This window comes from Rhodobacteraceae bacterium Araon29 (assembly GCA_039640505.1).
In the GTDB taxonomy this organism is placed as follows: domain Bacteria; phylum Pseudomonadota; class Alphaproteobacteria; order Rhodobacterales; family Rhodobacteraceae; genus CABZJG01.
Genome location: CP046865.1, coordinates 956,784 through 973,391, shown reverse-complemented (window position 1 = coordinate 973,391; position 16,608 = coordinate 956,784). Strand labels below are relative to the sequence as shown.

General features: G+C 48.4%; 16 protein-coding genes and 1 pseudogene. 9 read left to right on the top strand and 8 right to left on the bottom strand.

Features of this window, described 5'->3' with window-relative positions; translation table 11 throughout:
- Positions 1 to 7: 7 nt before the first annotated feature.
- The 3 genes from GN278_04480 to meaB form a co-directional block, all read right to left on the bottom strand.
- Entirely contained in the window at positions 8 to 289 is a 282-nt protein-coding gene (locus tag GN278_04480; GenBank protein XAT60135.1) for a hypothetical protein, read from the bottom strand.
- Between the two features lie 184 nt (positions 290 to 473).
- Positions 474 to 764 (bottom strand): 50S ribosomal protein L28, encoded by a 291-nt coding sequence (gene rpmB / locus GN278_04475; GenBank protein XAT60134.1) that lies wholly within the window; start codon positions 762 to 764, stop codon positions 474 to 476.
- A gap of 236 nt (positions 765 to 1,000) precedes the next feature.
- Positions 1,001 to 1,981, bottom strand: a complete 981-nt coding sequence (gene meaB, locus GN278_04470; protein ID XAT60133.1) for a methylmalonyl Co-A mutase-associated GTPase MeaB — start codon at positions 1,979 to 1,981, stop codon at positions 1,001 to 1,003.
- Between the two features lie 22 nt (positions 1,982 to 2,003).
- Between meaB and GN278_04465 the strand changes: the two genes are divergently transcribed.
- Both GN278_04465 and hrpB read left to right on the top strand, forming a co-directional pair.
- Positions 2,004 to 2,813 (top strand): DUF3108 domain-containing protein, encoded by an 810-nt coding sequence (locus GN278_04465; GenBank protein ID XAT60132.1) that lies wholly within the window; start codon positions 2,004 to 2,006, stop codon positions 2,811 to 2,813.
- A 7-nt stretch (positions 2,814 to 2,820) separates the two neighbouring features.
- Positions 2,821 to 5,262 (top strand): ATP-dependent helicase HrpB, encoded by a 2,442-nt coding sequence (hrpB, locus tag GN278_04460; GenBank protein XAT60131.1) that lies wholly within the window; start codon positions 2,821 to 2,823, stop codon positions 5,260 to 5,262.
- Between the two features lie 75 nt (positions 5,263 to 5,337).
- On the opposite strand, the gene truA is transcribed toward hrpB, so the two are convergent.
- On the bottom strand, positions 5,338 to 6,126 hold the full coding sequence (gene truA, locus GN278_04455) for a tRNA pseudouridine(38-40) synthase TruA (protein XAT60130.1): 789 nt from the start codon (positions 6,124 to 6,126) through the stop codon (positions 5,338 to 5,340).
- Between the two features lie 149 nt (positions 6,127 to 6,275).
- On the opposite strand from truA, the gene GN278_04450 reads away from it, so the two are divergent.
- From GN278_04450 to GN278_04440, 3 genes are read left to right on the top strand one after another with little or no spacing between them, the layout of a single operon-like run.
- Complete coding sequence (locus GN278_04450; GenBank protein XAT62543.1) at positions 6,276 to 7,664, top strand: YcjX family protein; 1,389 nt, start codon at positions 6,276 to 6,278, stop codon at positions 7,662 to 7,664.
- Positions 7,665 to 7,675: 11 nt separating this feature from the next.
- A complete protein-coding gene (locus GN278_04445; GenBank protein ID XAT62542.1) occupies positions 7,676 to 8,095 on the top strand; it encodes a GNAT family N-acetyltransferase in 420 nt (139 codons plus the stop codon).
- Positions 8,092 to 9,084 carry a TIGR01620 family protein gene (locus GN278_04440; GenBank protein XAT60129.1) on the top strand — a complete coding sequence of 331 codons (993 nt, stop codon included), beginning with the start codon at positions 8,092 to 8,094 and terminating at the stop codon, positions 9,082 to 9,084. The genes GN278_04445 and GN278_04440 overlap by 4 nt, the downstream gene beginning before the upstream one ends.
- 2 nt (positions 9,085 to 9,086) lie before the next feature.
- On the opposite strand, the gene GN278_04435 is transcribed toward GN278_04440, so the two are convergent.
- The gene (locus tag GN278_04435) at positions 9,087 to 9,617 is read right to left on the bottom strand and encodes a GNAT family N-acetyltransferase (protein XAT60128.1); all 531 of its coding nucleotides are present in this window, start codon (positions 9,615 to 9,617) and stop codon (positions 9,087 to 9,089) included.
- 35 nt (positions 9,618 to 9,652) lie between these two features.
- Between GN278_04435 and GN278_04430 the strand changes: the two genes are divergently transcribed.
- The 3 genes from GN278_04430 (at position 9,653) to argF (ending at position 12,614) form a co-directional block, all read left to right on the top strand.
- Positions 9,653 to 10,258 carry a flavin reductase family protein gene (locus tag GN278_04430; protein XAT60127.1) on the top strand — a complete coding sequence of 202 codons (606 nt, stop codon included), beginning with the start codon at positions 9,653 to 9,655 and terminating at the stop codon, positions 10,256 to 10,258.
- 192 nt (positions 10,259 to 10,450) lie between these two features.
- On the top strand, positions 10,451 to 11,629 hold the full coding sequence (locus GN278_04425) for an acetylornithine/succinylornithine family transaminase (GenBank protein XAT60126.1): 1,179 nt from the start codon (positions 10,451 to 10,453) through the stop codon (positions 11,627 to 11,629).
- A 58-nt stretch (positions 11,630 to 11,687) separates the two neighbouring features.
- Entirely contained in the window at positions 11,688 to 12,614 is a 927-nt protein-coding gene (argF, locus tag GN278_04420; protein ID XAT60125.1) for an ornithine carbamoyltransferase, read from the top strand.
- Positions 12,615 to 12,624: 10 nt separating this feature from the next.
- Here argF and GN278_04415 read toward each other — a convergent pair whose 3' ends face one another.
- The 3 genes and pseudogenes from GN278_04415 to GN278_04405 form a co-directional block, all read right to left on the bottom strand.
- Complete coding sequence (locus GN278_04415) at positions 12,625 to 13,005, bottom strand: DUF393 domain-containing protein (protein ID XAT60124.1); 381 nt, start codon at positions 13,003 to 13,005, stop codon at positions 12,625 to 12,627.
- Between the two features lie 52 nt (positions 13,006 to 13,057).
- A pseudogene (locus GN278_04410) lies at positions 13,058 to 13,588 on the bottom strand (adenine phosphoribosyltransferase).
- 144 nt (positions 13,589 to 13,732) lie between these two features.
- On the bottom strand, positions 13,733 to 14,614 hold the full coding sequence (locus GN278_04405; protein XAT60123.1) for an S-methyl-5'-thioadenosine phosphorylase: 882 nt from the start codon (positions 14,612 to 14,614) through the stop codon (positions 13,733 to 13,735).
- Positions 14,615 to 14,945: 331 nt separating this feature from the next.
- Between GN278_04405 and GN278_04400 the strand changes: the two genes are divergently transcribed.
- Entirely contained in the window at positions 14,946 to 16,568 is a 1,623-nt protein-coding gene (locus GN278_04400; protein ID XAT60122.1) for an STAS domain-containing protein, read from the top strand.
- The last annotated feature ends 40 nt before the right edge of the window (positions 16,569 to 16,608 follow it).

Below are 16,608 nucleotides of genomic sequence, written 5' to 3'. Positions count from 1 at the left end.
AGAATTATTACAGAGTTTTAAAATCTGAAAAATTTGGCGGCGCGCGCGGCAAACGGGCGGCCCAAAATGAATGTGTGATATATTTCAGTAGTTCAAAATGAACAGATTGGCCAAAGAGCGCCCTCAAAGGTTCGGTCAATTGCCCCCCATCTGCTCCTAAATGCACAAATGCTAACACGCAGTCAGGGCATATATGATCCCCACCTGTGGGTTGCCCCTGGGCGTCTATCGTAATGGTTTTGACACCTCCCGTGGTGCATATCACCATCTGACCAACTGCAGCAGGCATTAAGCGCACCTGGGCCATACTCTGACCGGTGAGAGCCAGACTAAGAATCAGTACACCAAGAAAAGCCTGTCTAATTTGGTTTAGCTGCACGCTTTGAATCCTGTACGAGACTTTAAAAAAAAACCTGCCACATCTGGGCAGGGTTTTCAAATTCACTTATCGTTGCGAGTAGCCAGAACCTAATTTAGGCTTCGACTGCCTGGGCTTTTGAAATTTCTTTTTTCACCTTTAGTGCATTGGCTGAAAGTTCAGTGTCTTTGGCCTTAGCCAAAAAGGCATCTAACCCACCACGATGATCTACGGTCCTCAATGCTGCAGCAGATATCCGCAGCTTTATTCCTCGCTTAAGAACTTCTGATTGCAAGGTCACATCGTTTAAATTTGGCAAAAAACGACGTTTAGTTTTATTATTGGCGTGGCTGACATTGTTGCCAGTCATCGGGCCTTTTCCGGTCAATTCGCAGCGGCGCGACATGTCAGTTACCTCGTTTGTCTGTTTTGGCAACGGCAGCTTTAACCGGCCAATATAAAAAGGCGCCGCAAAGGGCTGCGCCAAAATCTGATGATGGGCGTTCTATTGCCTCTGTGATGCCGCGTCAAGCGCATCCAGGCGGGAAATATGATCCTGATTAGATTTTTAATGTCTTGTAGCATTATCAAATTCGCCTGAACTTCTCAAAACCGCATCCACTTCAATAATTTTGCGAATCGTTAACGTTTCGAAAGTTTTTCTAAAATCTCCGCTGCAGCCACCGCTGGGAAAAGGTCACCTTTAAATACCCGCTCGCCCATACGTTTAATTTCTTTTTGCATATCTGACTGTGCCAGTACTGCCAGTACGCCCTGCTTTACATCTTCTTCAAACCAAAAACGTGCCTGAGATGCTCTCTTGATCTGAAAATATCCTGCCTCTTGTCTCCATTTTGCTAAGTCACACATTGACTGCCAAGCTTGTTCAAGACCCGTTTCGGCTACTGCAGATACCAACATTGCCGTTGGGAAATTTTCTGGATCTTGATCCCGTTTTCTCAACAATCGTAGCGCGCCTGCATAATCCGCACAGGTTCGTGCAGCGGCTGGTTTCAAATCACCATCGGCTTTGTTGACCAAAATGATATCGGCCATTTCCATGATCCCACGCTTGACACCTTGCAACTCATCACCTCCTGCAGGTGCGAGTAACAAGATAAAAAGATCCGTCATCTCGGAAACAATGGTTTCAGATTGGCCAACCCCAACGGTTTCGATAATAACAATGTCAAAACCAGCAGCCTCACAAATTGCGACAGCTTCGCGGGTGCGCCGGGCCACGCCACCTAAATACGACTGACTTGGCGATGGCCGGATAAATGCGTTGGGATCACGCGCCAGCCGGTCCATACGGGTCTTATCTCCTAAAATAGATCCTCCTGATCGTGCGGAGCTGGGATCAACCGCAAGCACGGCCACCCGTAAGTCTTGCTCTGTAAGAAAGCTGCCAAAAGCTTCGATGAAGGTAGATTTGCCAACCCCTGGAGTGCCCGAAAGACCAATTCTAAGAGCTTGACCACTATTTTGATGTAACCGTTGAACCAACTCAATGGCCTTTGCACGATGATCCTCACGGCTGCTTTCAACGAGCGTTATCGCACGCGACAAAGCACGTCGATCTTGGGCCACAATTTTTTCTGCCAGCTTCTTTATATCTGTCATATCGTTTCGGCAGCTTTCCGCAATGTTCACTATCAAGGTATTGACCTTTGTTTTCATTTCTTGCCTTGATCTATGGGATAAAGTCCAGCATGGCTTGGGTTCAATGAACAAAATTGGTGTAAAAAAGTTCCATTTTAGGTCAATAGCCGCATTCCTTGTGGTTTTCTTTGCGTTTTCTTCCGCCATGGCAGATACCCGAAGATACAAATTTGATGTACTTATCCGCGGCATCAAAGCAGGGCAGCTACGCTACGCGATAGAGACCAAAGGGGCAAGTTACGGCGTCCACGGCATCTTGGAGTCAACAGGTCTTGTCGGCCTTTTGGTCAGATACCATTTCGATGCCCAGGCCGTGGGAAAACACTTTGGAAACCAATACCAACCAAAACATTATAAAGAAGTTTCTGATACAGGCCGACGTAAAAGCGAAAAGATAATCCGATATCAGAACGGAATTCCTAAAGTTACCAGTAAAAAACCCTGGCAGCCTCATTGGCTTGATCCATCAACACAAGAAGGTACGCTTGACCCGATGACGGCAATGGCAGCTCTTTTGTCTGACCAATCTAAAAACGATTTATGTAAATTATATTTGCCAATGTTTGACGGTGCTCGACGCGTTGAGATCACTCTTTCGGGTTTAGAAAAGACAGAAAGTGGAGCCCAGTGCAGTGGGGTGTACCAACGAATTGGAGGCTTTACAGAAAAAGAACGAGCCGAAGGTGAAAATTTCCCATTTATCCTAAACTACAAAATTGAAAACGACCTTTATCGTGTCCAACGCTTTGACATAACAACATTGCGTGGACGCGCGAGCTTTGTTCGGCAATAGTCCCATTGTGAACCATACCTTACCGATACATCAGGTTATACCTGAATTGTTGTCCGCTTTGGAGCAAAACAAACGGGCGGTTCTCACTGCACCGCCGGGCGCTGGCAAAACCACGTGCGTTCCTCTTGCTTTGATGCAGTCGAGGTTAATTTCGGGCCGGATTTTGATGCTTGAGCCCCGTCGGCTAGCTGCCCGGGCGGCCGCAGAACGAATGGCCGAAACGTTAGCTGAACCTGTTGGAGCAACCGTAGGCTACCGCATCAAAGGTGAATACAAAAGTTCGGCGAACACAAAAATTGAGGTTGTAACAGAGGGTATCCTAACCCGAATGCTGCAGACAGATCCATCACTAGAAGGCGTCGAGGCGGTGATTTTTGACGAATTTCACGAGAGATCTTTAAACGCAGATTTAGGACTGGCACTATGCCTTGAGACGGCTTCTATACTGCGCGAGGACCTTCATCTGGTGGTAATGTCCGCAACTTTAAATGCAGGGAAATTGGCGCAGCTTTTGGGTGATGCACCAGTAATCCATTCAGATGGGCGCACCTATCCTGTTAAACCAATCTGGTTGGAACGACCTCTTAACAAACAAATTCGCTTCGATGTAGCGTTGACTGATTTGGTAACCAAGGCTGTGTTGGAAACATCTGGGGGAGTTTTGATTTTTCTTCCAGGCGAAGCCGAAATTCGTCGCTTGATGCATAATTTGCGCACGAGTCTACCGGATGATTGTACTCTTTATCCGCTTTTCGGTGCCATGTCTTTTGCCGACCAGCGAAGGGCGATTGCACCAAGCAAGAATGGCCGTAAGATCGTACTTGCGACTGCGATTGCAGAAACATCTCTCACCATTGAAGATATCCGGGTGGTGGTGGACGCAGGACGAGCACGCCGCATGCGTTTTGATCCTGGCACCGGAATGTCTCGTCTTGTGACCGAGCGGGTGACAAAAGCTGAAGCAATTCAGCGAATGGGGCGGGCTGGGCGGGTTGCCGATGGTACCTGTTACAAGCTTTGGTCAAGACCAGAAGAAGGCGGCATGAAGGGCTATCCGCCCGCCGAGATTGAAACTGCTGACTTGGCTGGATTTGCACTTGAACTGGCCATCTGGGGGGCGTCCCCGGATCACTTGTCTTTTCTCACACCGCCTAATTCTGGACAATTTGACGAAGCAACAGCACTTTTGCGCAGCCTTTCTGCGCTGGATACGAAGGGTAAAATTACGGATCACGGGAAGGTTATAGGCAAATTGCCCTTGCATCCGCGTCTAGCACATATGCTCATAAAAAGCGGTAGGCAGGCTGCAGGGCTTGCTGCACTGCTTGCAGACCGCGACCCCTTACAATTCGGGGCACCCAGCGATCTTGCTCTTCGTCTAGAAGCTTTAAGTGATCCCAAACGATTTGAGCAAAGGCACCCTCACCCGATTGTACACCCAATACTTAATCGTATAAAGTTTGAGGCACGTCGACTGAAACCATTTTGCTCGGATATCGACCCAGATTTTAGCCAAGCTCAAATGGCCGCAATGGCGTATCCAGATCGCATTGCATTGCGTCGCAAGGGATCTTCTCCAAGATATCTGCTGTCAGGCGGGAAAGGCGCTATACTTGCCTCTGATGATGCTCTTTCAACGCAACGGTTGTTGGTTGCCACAGACCTAGACGGCGACCCAAAAGAAGCGCGTATTCGCACTGCAATATTAATTTCCGAAACTGAACTACGGGAACTCTTTGCTTCACAAATTCATTTGCGAAACAACTGTTCATGGTCGAAAAGAGAAGGACGCGTGCTCGCCCGTAGCCAAGAGCAGTTGGGAGCGATTGTACTCAATGACAGAATTTGGAAAAACGCCCCACCAATCGCAATTTCTCAAGCAATGTTGACAGGCGTACGCGAAATTGGATTGCCACTGAGTGATGCTGTAAGAAGGTTTCTGGCACGCGTAAGGCTTGGAGGCACAGCTATGCCAGATGTATCCGAGCGCACCCTCATGAATACTTTGCAAGAGTGGTTGCTACCACATTTAGGAAGTGTTCAAACAGCCGAAGACTGGAAAAAGTTTGATTTACTTCCAGCTATCCAGTCTTTGCTAACCTGGCCACAAATTGAACGCTTAGACAAAGTGGCCCCAGCACATTTCATTACGCCGTTAAATAGAAAAATTCCAATTGATTATTCTACCACCCCACCAGAAATAACTTTACGTATACAGGAAATGTTTGGTCAAACTTATCACCCGATGGTAGGTGAACTGCCCTTAAAAGTGACCCTTTTGTCACCAGCCGGAAGGCCCTTGCAAACCACAGCTGATCTTCCTAACTTTTGGCGCAGCAGCTACCAAGACGTGCGCAAAGATATGCGGGGGCGCTATCCTAAGCATGTTTGGCCAGAGAACCCTGCCGAAGCAAATCCAACTCTATCGCCAAAAAAACGCCAGTCGTGAACTTTCAATCTGTCTTGTCTTGAGCTTTCAGAAATGATTGGTATGGCTCCAGAAAGACACCGAGCTTATTGATGTTCAGTTACTTGCCGTCGCCAAAAATTCAAAAGGCGCCTGAGTATATCGCACGCCTGACAGGTATAACCCTTGCGGGGGACAAACCGGTCCACAAGCAGATCTATCTTTCGCCTCTAACGCAGATTTGACAGCTTTAGGCTGCCAAGCACCGGCGCCAACCCGCTCTAAAGTGCCAACAAAGCTGCGCACCTGATTATGAAGAAAACTTCTTGCCCGTAATGAAAACTGAAACTCAAGGCCACCCCAACCATGCAGGCGTTTGATTTCAATAGAATCAAGGGTTTTCATCGGGCTTTTGGCTTGGCAAATTGAAGATCGAAATGTGGTAAAATCATGCATCCCGATCAAATAATTAGCCGCCTCTTGCATTGGTTCGAGCCTTAGCTCATGACCAACTTGCCATACCAATCCTTTATCGTGAGTGGCTGGTGCGCGGCGGCAAAGCAAACGGAAAACGTAATGGCGCTCCATGGCTGAAAATCGTGCATGCCAGTCTTCAGCAACTTCTGCACAGGCAACAACTGAAATCGGTAAAGGCTTTAAATGGTAATTTAACGCCTGACCTAAACGAAAAGAATCCCAGTTTTTGCTTAAATCACAATGCGCCACTTGTCCAAGAGCGTGTACCCCTGCATCCGTACGGCCTGCTGCAGCGATTGAATGCACGCCGGGTTCCAATTTACCCAACGCAGCTTCAATGGCACCTTGCACTGAAGGCTGGTCCGACTGGCGTTGCCAGCCAGCAAAGGGTGCTCCGTGGTATTCGATCTGCATTGCAAAGCGTGGCATATTCGTTGGGTAGACCAAATTAAAGGGTTAGAAAAGAGCTCATTTTCGCTACATATTTTCAACAGACTGGCGTTTTCATAGTGTGATACCTATCTACCTATAAGTTCAAAGGAGGTTCAATTTTGACAACAGGCACTGTGTCGCAGAGAATGCGCAGCGGGTTTCAGGGGTTTACTACGCAAATCAATGAAGGCCTTCTTGGCGCACCCATTCGGCTCGGCGTTACCGGATTAGCCCGATCAGGAAAAACTGTTTTCATTACCTCGCTTATTTCTAATCTCATGGAAGGTGGGCGGATGCCGCAACTCGCTGCTTTTGGCCAAAACCGTATTCAGACAGCCTTTTTGCAACCGCAGCCTGACGACACCCTTGCTCGCTTTGATTTTGAAGCGCACCTTGATGCCATAAGTAGTCATGAACCATTTTGGCCAGTTAACACAAAAAATGTCAGTCAGCTCCGACTGTCCATGAAATTAAACCCTCAGGGCTTGATGTCTGGGATCAGAAACTCACGCATTCAACATCTTGATATTGTAGATTATCCTGGGGAATGGATATTGGACCTAACGCTTTTGGACAAGTCATATGCACAGTGGAGCGAGGAAATACTTGCCCGCCTGAACTCAAGGGATATCGGTCAGACCTATGCGAAAATGATAAAAGGCCTACCAGAAAAGGTGGCTTTAGACGAAACAGAAGCCAGAAAATTAGCACATTGCTACTGCTCTTACCTTAGCGCTGCTCGCGCAACTGGATATAGCGGCCTGACCCCTGGGCGGTTTTTATTGCCAGGTGATTTAGAGGACTCTCCTGTATTGACTTTTGCGCCATTGCCACCGGAAAGCAACTCAAAAAAGGGCAGCTTATGGCATGAAATGCAACGCCGATATACGGCCTATAAACGGCATATTGTACGTCCATTTTTTAAAAACCATTTTGCCCGCATTGATCGCCAAATTGTTTTGATTGATGTCTTAGAGGCTTTGCATCGAGGACCCTCAGCCATCGAAGATTTACGCCACACAATGCGCGATATTCTCATAGCTTTTCGGCCGGGAAGGAATAGTCCTCTGGGGCGATTAATCCGCGGCATAAGAGTTGAGCGGATTTTATTTGCGGCCACCAAGGCGGATCATCTTCATCATAACCAACACGTTCAATTGACCGCAATTATGCAGGAGTTGACAGACGATGCAGCACGTCAAGCACAATTTCGGGGCGCCCAAACCAAGGCTTTGTCATTGGCCAGCCTGCGCAGCACCACCGAAGAGACGCGCGATCATCAAGGTCGCAAAATTGACTGTGTGCGTGGTATTGATCTTCAAACGCGCCGGCAAGCCGCATTTTTTGCGGGAGAATTACCCATTAATCCAAAGGATTTACTCAGCCATGCACGGCAGGGCGCTCAGCAGTGGTTAAACGCAGACTATAGCTCAATGCACTTTCTGCCGCCGCCGCATGCGCTCCGACAAGGCCAAGGCATAGCCCATATACGGCTCGATAAAGCGGCTCAGTTTTTGTTTGGAGACCGGCTTTGATTAGACCCGCTATGCCACTTGATGCCGGTCAGATCGGTGCAATACTATCCAATTTTATTGATAGCACCGCGTGGATGCCGAGAGTGCACACGCGCGCCGAGGAAATAGCTTTTGCAGATGGGCTAATTGCCCAAAACTGGGTATATGTTTTTGAGCGAACCGAGATAGAGGCTTTTATTGCGCAGCAGGGATCTGAAATCCATGCACTTTATGTAAACTCTAAGGCACAAGGCCACGGCATCGGAACAACCTTGCTCAACCATGCCAAAAGCCACAACGAAACATTAGAACTATGGACTTTTCAGAAAAACCTAAGAGCGCAGCAGTTTTATACTCATCATGGTTTTTTTGAAATATCTCGCACTGATGGTCGCGGCAATGATGAAAAGCTGCCCGATATTCATCTTAAGTGGCAAAGGAGCAAAGGATGACCGCTCAAAACGAACCCGTGGTGATTTCTCTGGCAGATGAAACCGACATGCCGCATCCAGCCGATGCCCCACCAGTGATTGATACAGAGGATGAAATTATTCAGGGCGGCGAGTGGCCTAAGGCAAGAATTGCCCGAGGCTATGCAAAACGCCTTGGTGGCTTGTTTTTTGCGCTTTGCAGCTTTTACGCTGTCATTGGATTTTGGAACTTCGCCCAAAACCTACTGGAACAAAACCTACTTCTTGGCATTAGTTTTTCTCTCATTCTATTGATCTTTGGGATAACCATCACTGGTTTTATTGCCGCCGAGCTTATCGCTCTGTATCGCTTGCGGAAAATTGAAAATTTTAAAATTTCGATCAGAGAAATTCGCCGTGAAGACAATTTGGCCAAGGCCCGTGCGATTACCAAGCAACTGCGCGATCTGTATAAGTCTCGAGACGAAATGCGATGGACGATAAGCCGATTTGACGAGCAGGCCAAAGATCAATTGGATGCCGAAGGTCAATTAGCCCTGGCAGAGACTATTTTGATGGCTCCCCTAGATAAGCTGGCGCAAAAAGAAATCGAACGATCAGTTCGCCAAGTTTCTACTATAACCGCCCTGGTGCCACTTGCTTTGGTGGATGTAGCCGCGGCATTGATCTGTAATTTGCGGATGATTCGCCGCATTGCACAAGTTTATGGCGGTCGCAGCGGACTTTTGAGCAGTTGGCGATTATTTGGAAAGGTGACCGGTCATCTTATTGCTACTGGCGCGATGGCCATTGGCGATGATTGGTTAGGATCTGTGTTAGGCGGCAGTCTTTTTTCCAAGCTTTCCCGCCGGTTTGGGGAGGGCATTATAAACGGTGCTCTAACGGCGCGTGTTGGCCGTGCTGCAATGGATATCTGCCGCCCGATGCCCTTCCATAACACACCGAAACCAAGGGTGTCTGAATTGTTGAGGGACGCTCTTACAGGGCTTTTTGATCGAACAATGAATTAAAGTTAAAGAGGTAGTTGTTCTACGCGGCCAGTCAGACCTTCCCACCCTCTTTCATCAAGAGCCAAGCCTAAAACACGCGTAGGGTTCACAGGTGGCGGTATTTCAATGTGCTGCAAACGGGAAAACCCGAAACGACGATAATAGGGAGCATCCCCCACTAAAATAACATGGGTCCAACCCAAATCTGATGCCCTTTTTAAGCTTTCGCGAATTAAGACCTCACCCAAACCTTCGCCTTGACGCGTAGGATGAACGGCAACCGGTCCAAGAAGTAGAACGGGATACCCAGAAACCTGCACCGGCCAAAATCGGATTGCTCCGCCCAAGATACCTTCTCTATCGCGCACAATATGGCAGAGCTCAAAAACCGGGTCTGTATTATCGCGCAAACGGTAAGAAGACAGCGCTTCACGTCCTGGCGCAAAGCACAAATCAAACAGTGCTTCGACTTCCCACCAGTCCTGTTTTGTCTCAAGTATCAAGTCCAACACAACACTTACGGTCCATATTTTGACTGGAAAGCGACGTAGCATACGGCTAAGTCAGGATCAAATAGGAGTTTATGGTGATGTTTTACGAACCAAAAGATGGGCATAATTTGCCACACAACCCTTTTAATGCGATTGTGACACCTCGTCCGATCGGATGGATATCCAGCTGTGATGCAAACGGCCATAATAATCTAGCACCCTATTCATTTTTTAACGCAGTGGCTTATGTGCCGCCGCAGGTCATGTTTGCATCGACAGGCGTAAAGCCAGATCAGACAGGCACAAAAGACAGTGTCGCTAACATTCGCAAAACAGGGGAATTTTGTGTGAATATAGTTGAGCACGCCATGATAAATGATATGAACGCCAGCTCTGCTGCTCTTCCGAATAGCGTTGATGAGTTTTCCCATGCAGGGATAGAAAGCCAAAAATGTCAAACCATTGACTGTCACCGTGTCGCAAATGCGCCCGCCGCACTTGAGTGTCGCGTCACTCAAATTTTGCCATTAAAAGGAGAAGCTAACTTTGCGGTCTTTGGTGAAGTTGTCGGCATTCACATGCGCGACGACTGTCTCGTTGAGGGCATATTTGATATTACAAAATTCAAGCCCTTGGCCCGCTTGGGTTATCGTGATTATACGGCAGTCAAAGAACTTTTTTCTCTGTCGCGTCCCGATGATTGAATTTTGGATTGCAAAATTTCAACTTTTATGCGAAGTGGCAACCATGATAACTTTTCAGGCATACGTGGCGCTGCGACGCCGATAAACGGTAAGGTCCGGCATGGGCCCGAACCCTGATAGCTTTGTCTTTCCCAGATATATACAAGTAGATTCCCTCTCAGGCACTAAAACCCACCTAAAAGGATTATTGTGATGACTAGCTCTATTTTACCAACTTACGCTCGAGCGCCTTTGACCTTTGTCAAAGGCGAAGGTAGCTGGTTGGTCGAGCAAGATGGTCGCCGGTTTTTGGATTTTGGCGCAGGCATAGCCGTCAATGCGCTTGGCCACGCACACCCAGCGCTGGTGAGCGCACTGAATGAACAGGCACAAAACCTTTGGCATGTTTCGAACCTGTATGAAATACCGCAGCAGCAAGAGCTAGCCGATAAATTGGTCGACCTTACCTTTGCAGATAAAGTCTTTTTCACCAATTCAGGTACGGAAAGTTGCGAATTGGCGATTAAAATGGCGCGAAAGTACTGGTATGATAAAGGCGCGGAAGATCGCTTTGAAATTATCGCTTTTACCGGCTCGTTTCATGGCCGCTCCTCTGCAGGTATAGCAGCTGCTGGTAGCGAGAAACTGACCAAAGGGTTCGGCCCCCTTTTACCCGGATTTGTGCATTTGAATTGGGCCGATCATGACGCCGTTGAGGCTGCAATTACTTCAAAAACAGCTGCCATAATCGTCGAGCCACTGCAGGGTGAAGGTGGGATACGCCTGCTGCCAGACGAGTGTTTAAAAGAACTGCGTAGACTTTGCTATGAACACGGTATTCTATTGATCTTGGATGAAGTACAATGCGGAATGGGACGCACAGGCAAGCTTTTTGCCCATGAATGGGCTGGTATTGAGCCTGATATTATGATGGTGGCCAAGGGCATTGGTGGAGGCTTTCCTTTAGGAGCGGTCCTGGCAACCGAAAATGCAGCTTCAGGCATGATTGCAGGAACTCATGGCTCTACATATGGCGGAAACCCTTTAGCTTGTGCAGTGGGATGCGCCGTGATTGATCATGTTGCTGACGACGCGTTTTTAGAGGGCGTAAGACGCAAATCGGGGCTTTTACGCCAACCGTTGGAAAGTTTGGTTGCGGCTCACCCGGACATCTTCGAAGAGGTTCGCGGCTCTGGTTTGATGCTCGGACTCAAGTGCAAAATCTCTAATAGCGATGTTTTAAAAGCTTGCTATGAGGCACATTTGATCACGGTTCCCGCCGCCGATAATGTAATCCGGTTATTACCCCCTTTGAACCTAAGCAACCAGGAAATCACTGAAGCCGTTGCAAGATTGGACCAAGCGGCAAAAGCCTGCGAAACATTTGTATGAAAACTACAATCAAACACACCTAAACTCTTAAGTCTGAAAACAAAAAGAGATCCCTTCAATGACCCATTTTCTAGATATTGACAAAAGCAAGCCTGAGGCACTGCGCAGCATAATAAATACCGCATTGGACATGAAGCAGGCGCGGGTTGGGTTGCCCAAAGGCAGCCTTGATGCGGATCAACCACTTTCGGGTCAAATGGTGGCATTGATCTTCGAAAAGCCTTCGACTCGCACCCGGGTCAGTTTTGATGTCGGTGTTCGCCAGATGGGTGGGCAGACCATGCTGCTTTCAGGCACAGATATGCAATTGGGCCACGGAGAAACTATTGCAGACACGGCGCGGGTACTCAGTCGCTATGTTGATCTCATTATGATCCGAACCTTCGAAGAGGCAACTCTTCTGGAAATGGCTGATTATGCCACTGTCCCTGTGATCAACGGATTGACCAACCGAAGCCACCCTTGTCAAATTATGGCTGATATTATGACATTTGAAGAACATAGAGGCCCAATCAAAGGCCGCAAAATAGTGTGGTCAGGTGATGGAAACAACGTCTTTACTAGCTTTGCCCACGCCGCTGGGCAATTCGGCTTTGATCTCACATTCACTGGTCCGGAACCCTTAGATCCGGACCAAAATTTACTTCAAAAAGCGCGTAATAAAGGAATAAGCATCACAATCGAACGTGATCCACACAAAGCAGTTCAGGGCGCGGATTTGGTGGTGACTGATACATGGGTTAGCATGCATGACCCACAATCCGCTCGGGAACGGCGACACAACCAGCTACGCGGTTATCAGGTCAATACCGACCTTATGTCAAAGGCCAAACCAGATGCACTTTTCATGCATTGTCTTCCCGCACACCGCGATGACGAAGCAACCTCAGAGGTCATGGACGGGCCCCATTCTGTCATTTTTGATGAGGCTGAAAATAGATTGCACGTTCAAAAGGCAATCATGCGGCACTGTTTGGGAGTTTAAATCTTTAGTTTCATTTGGCTTTCTGAGCTTTGGCTTTTCGCCGTAAGTGCCAGCTATAAATCATAGGCGCCAGAATTGAATTGTAAATTAAAGACGCAAGCTGTCGAATAATTGGGAGCCCAACAATAATCGCAAGAGGTCGATAACGCGGCATTTGCTGCCACAGGATTAAAAACGCCGGGATACCGGAAACCAATTGATTATCGTTGAGCACATATAATCGTCGAGCAGCCTGATCTTCACTAAGCTGCCATGGCGCGAGATCGCAACGATTTAAATCTTCAAACTCTAATGGCAGTTGATTTTTATGGCTGTACGACGCGTAATGATCAATTTCAAAACTGCATACTGGGCAGTCGCCGTTATATAAAACCTTAGTGCTTTTGCTCATGTATCAAACCTCTTAGAGACAAATAGGCGGCCTGCAGACACAATCAAGCGACTTAGAGGCCCTCAAAGTCACAAAGTACATGCACATCCATGCCCATTGCCTTCAGCTTTTCGCCACCTCCCAGATTGGGTAGATTGACAATAAAGGCACAACCCATGATTTCGCCACCCAATCGCTCAACAAGCTTTATTCCAGCCTCAGCAGTACCCCCGGTAGCTAACAAATCATCCACAAGCAAGATGCGCTCACCCGCTTGGATGGCATCATCATGCACTTCGACCACGGCCGCCCCGTACTCGAGTGTATATTCTTGACTAATTGTTGCGCCCGGCAGCTTGCCTTTTTTACGGATCGGCACAAACCCCGCACCCAGCTGATGCGCGATCGCGCCGCCAAGGATGAAGCCGCGCGCTTCTAAACCCACCACCTTGTCGATCTGCTCTCCTGCATAGGGATGCAGCATCTAATCCACCGCCATCCGAAAGCCACGGGGATCAGAAAACAATGTAGTAACATCCCTAAACAAAATACCTTCATGCGGGAAATCAACAATCGTGCGGATATAATCTTGGACAGTTTTCATCAATTTTCTTTCTCTTTCGACCGTGTTTAGCCTTTAGCATTAAGGTGCATGGATGTATCTATTGCAGTATTGCGAGCTTGTTTCTCAGACTCCATTCGAAGGTTCATGAAAGTCGTGGCTTTGACAACAAAATGATAAGCTCGCTTAGGCAGATTCTAGAACCCGCTTTAAAATTGCATCTAATTTTGACAAGAGGTCTGGATCGCGTTTTTCCGGAGCGGTAAGGATCGCAAAATCCAATGCGCGGTCGCAGCCATGAGGGCATGCTGCGAGATCCGCGCCCAGTTTTTCAGGCAACCGCCGCACAAGATCACGGCCTTTATCTGCATTGCCCGATAAAACCTTGATGATCTCTGTAACGTCAACCTCTCCATGCTCGGGATGCCAGCTGTCGTAATCTGTAACCATCGCAACCGAGGCATAACAAATCTCAGCTTCGCGTGCCAATTTCGCCTCGGGCATATTGGTCATACCGATCACATCAGCGCTCCAGCTTTCTCGGTACATTCGGCTTTCCGCCAAGGTAGAGAACTGGGGCCCTTCCATCGCCAGATAAGTACCGCCGGAATGAACGGGTATACCGGCCTCATTTGCAACATCAAAACAGGCTTTGGAAAGCCGGGCGCAGGTTGGATATGCCATGGAAACATGGGCCACACAGCCACTTCCAAAAAATGACTTTTCCCGCGCGAAAGTCCGGTCAATAAACTGATCTACAATGACAAAATCCCCAGGAGCCATTTCTTCTCGAAATGATCCACAGGCTGACACGGACACTAAATCACTGACACCCAATCGCTTCAAAGCATCGATATTTGCACGGTAAGGGACGGTACTCGGGCTAAGCGTGTGACCGCGTCCGTGGCGAGGCAAAAAAGCCATTTTTACACCGTTGATATTACCTGTCAAAATCTGGTCTGACGGCGATCCCCATGGTGTATCGACAGTTTGCCATTTAGCATCCTGCAAGCCATTGATTTCATAAATCCCTGAACCGCCGATCACCCCTAGAACTCTGGACCTCATGCACTTTCTCCCTTCTGGGCAATTGTATCATCATTTTCCAATAAGAGGATGAATACAGACAAGCTGAACAGTTGGAAAGTTCCCTCACAATCTTTTATTTTCAACATTAAAACAGATCATTTTTTTTGCTCTTAAAAAGTGACCTCTTAGCAATTTTGTTTGCTGAATTTGCACAAAAAATAACCTAAATGATGCTGGGGCTATCGAAGCGACTGATTTAGCTCGTACTCGGGGCAACTATCCCAAACTAAGTACGACTTCGGGGTTTTCGTTTGTTGAAAAACACGTTAGGAGGGCCAAGACTTTTCTGTCAAAGGACATACCCCAAATCATGAAACGCGCTATCTTTGGCAGTTTTGCCAATTTGACGATGCTTGATCTAGGCTTAAGCAACGAAAAAAATCTCAATGCTGGACGCATTGGCACGGAACTCTTATCAGGTTTGACAGTTGCCTTGGCTTTGGTGCCTGAAGCAGTAGCCTTTGCCTTTGTCGCTGGTGTTCATCCCCTTGTTGGGCTTTATGCCGCGTTTCTGGTCGGGCTTATCACGGCGGTCTTCGGTGGACGCCCTGGAATGATTTCGGGGGCCACCGGTGCGCTGGCGGTGGTTATGGTCGCGTTAGTGGCTGAGCATGGGGTCGAATATCTTTTTGCAACCGTGGTTTTGATGGGGCTGTTGCAGATTTTTGCGGGTGTCATGCAGTGGGGTAAATTCATTCGGCTAGTGCCACATCCGGTGATGCTGGGCTTTGTGAACGGACTGGCAATTGTGATCTTTCTGGCTCAAATGACCCAGTTCAAACAGCCGGGCAGCGTGACGGTCGGAGCCCATGGCGCGACTGGGGGCGCTTGGCTTAGCGGCGGGCCTTTGGTCACCATGCTGGGGCTGGTCGCTTTAACCATGGCGATCATTTATTTGCTTCCCCGGGTGACCAAAGCCATTCCAGCGCCGCTTGCCGGGATCGCTGTCGTGGCCGCTGTGGTCATAGGCTTTGGCCTGGATGTGCCGCGTGTTGGGGACATGGCATCCATTAGTGGTGGATTGCCCACATTTCATATTCCGATAGTTCCACTAAACCTAGAAACGCTTGAAATTATCCTTCCCTATGCGGTGATACTGGCGGCAATTGGCCTAATTGAAAGTTTGCTTACCCTCAATCTTGTCGGTGAAATGCTGGGCAAACGTGGCGGGGCGAGCCAAGAATGTATCGCCCAAGGCGTTGCCAACACAGTCACCGGATTTTTCGGTGGAATGGGCGGCTGCGCGATGATCGGACAGTCTATGATCAACGTCAAATCGGGCGGGCGCACACGGCTCGCTGGTATCGCTGCAGCATTGTTTTTATTGATCTTTATCGTTTTGGGATCGCCGATTATCGAGGTTATTCCACTGGCCGCACTTGTTGGCGTGATGTTCATGGTAGTGATCGGCACATTTGCGTGGAATTCGCTTAGAATTTTGCGGCGGGTGCCATTGCCGGACGCTTTTGTGACCATCCTTGTCACCGTGGTGACGGTAATCTCGGATCTGGCCGTCGCCGTTGTGGTCGGCGTGATTGTGTCGGCCTTGGCCTATGCATGGAATAATGCCCGCCGGATTAGTGCAAACACGGCCATTCACGACGATGGTCACAAATCCTACCTTATTCAAGGGCCATTGTTCTTCGGTTCATCCGAGGGTTTTGCAGAACTTTTTTCACCAGAACAAGATCCCCAAACCGTGATCATTGATTTTGCCGAAAGCCGGGTTGTTGATCAGTCCGCCCTGCAGGCGATTGAAGCTTTGTCGGCCAAGTATGAAGCTGTTGGCAAGAAAATTCAGCTGCGTCATCTCAGTCGCGACTGCCATAAATTGCTCACTCGGGCGGGGCATTTGGTCGTCGGTAGTGAAGATGATCCCGACTATGGCGTGGCGGTGAACTACGGGGTCAGAACCGGTATTCTGGAAAGCTGACAACACTGCGTTAAAAGATGCGCTTTTGCCCAAAACGGCG

Bases quoted from the DNA above. Each gene is read 5' to 3' on its own strand.
- GN278_04480 (XAT60135.1), bottom strand. From the start codon at position 289: ATGCCTGCTGCAGTTGGTCAGATGGTGATATGCACCACGGGAGGTGTC.
- rpmB (XAT60134.1), bottom strand. From the start codon at position 764: ATGTCGCGCCGCTGCGAATTGACCGGAAAAGGCCCGATGACTGGCAAC.
- meaB (XAT60133.1), bottom strand. From the start codon at position 1,981: ATGACAGATATAAAGAAGCTGGCAGAAAAAATTGTGGCCCAAGATCGA.
- GN278_04465 (XAT60132.1), top strand. From the start codon at position 2,004: ATGTTCACTATCAAGGTATTGACCTTTGTTTTCATTTCTTGCCTTGAT.
- truA (XAT60130.1), bottom strand. From the start codon at position 6,126: ATGCCACGCTTTGCAATGCAGATCGAATACCACGGAGCACCCTTTGCT.
- GN278_04450 (XAT62543.1), top strand. From the start codon at position 6,276: ATGCGCAGCGGGTTTCAGGGGTTTACTACGCAAATCAATGAAGGCCTT.
- GN278_04445 (XAT62542.1), top strand. From the start codon at position 7,676: ATGCCACTTGATGCCGGTCAGATCGGTGCAATACTATCCAATTTTATT.
- GN278_04440 (XAT60129.1), top strand. From the start codon at position 8,092: ATGACCGCTCAAAACGAACCCGTGGTGATTTCTCTGGCAGATGAAACC.
- GN278_04435 (XAT60128.1), bottom strand. From the start codon at position 9,617: ATGCTACGTCGCTTTCCAGTCAAAATATGGACCGTAAGTGTTGTGTTG.
- GN278_04430 (XAT60127.1), top strand. From the start codon at position 9,653: ATGTTTTACGAACCAAAAGATGGGCATAATTTGCCACACAACCCTTTT.
- GN278_04425 (XAT60126.1), top strand. From the start codon at position 10,451: ATGACTAGCTCTATTTTACCAACTTACGCTCGAGCGCCTTTGACCTTT.
- argF (XAT60125.1), top strand. From the start codon at position 11,688: ATGACCCATTTTCTAGATATTGACAAAAGCAAGCCTGAGGCACTGCGC.
- GN278_04415 (XAT60124.1), bottom strand. From the start codon at position 13,005: ATGAGCAAAAGCACTAAGGTTTTATATAACGGCGACTGCCCAGTATGC.
- GN278_04405 (XAT60123.1), bottom strand. From the start codon at position 14,614: ATGAGGTCCAGAGTTCTAGGGGTGATCGGCGGTTCAGGGATTTATGAA.
- GN278_04400 (XAT60122.1), top strand. From the start codon at position 14,946: ATGAAACGCGCTATCTTTGGCAGTTTTGCCAATTTGACGATGCTTGAT.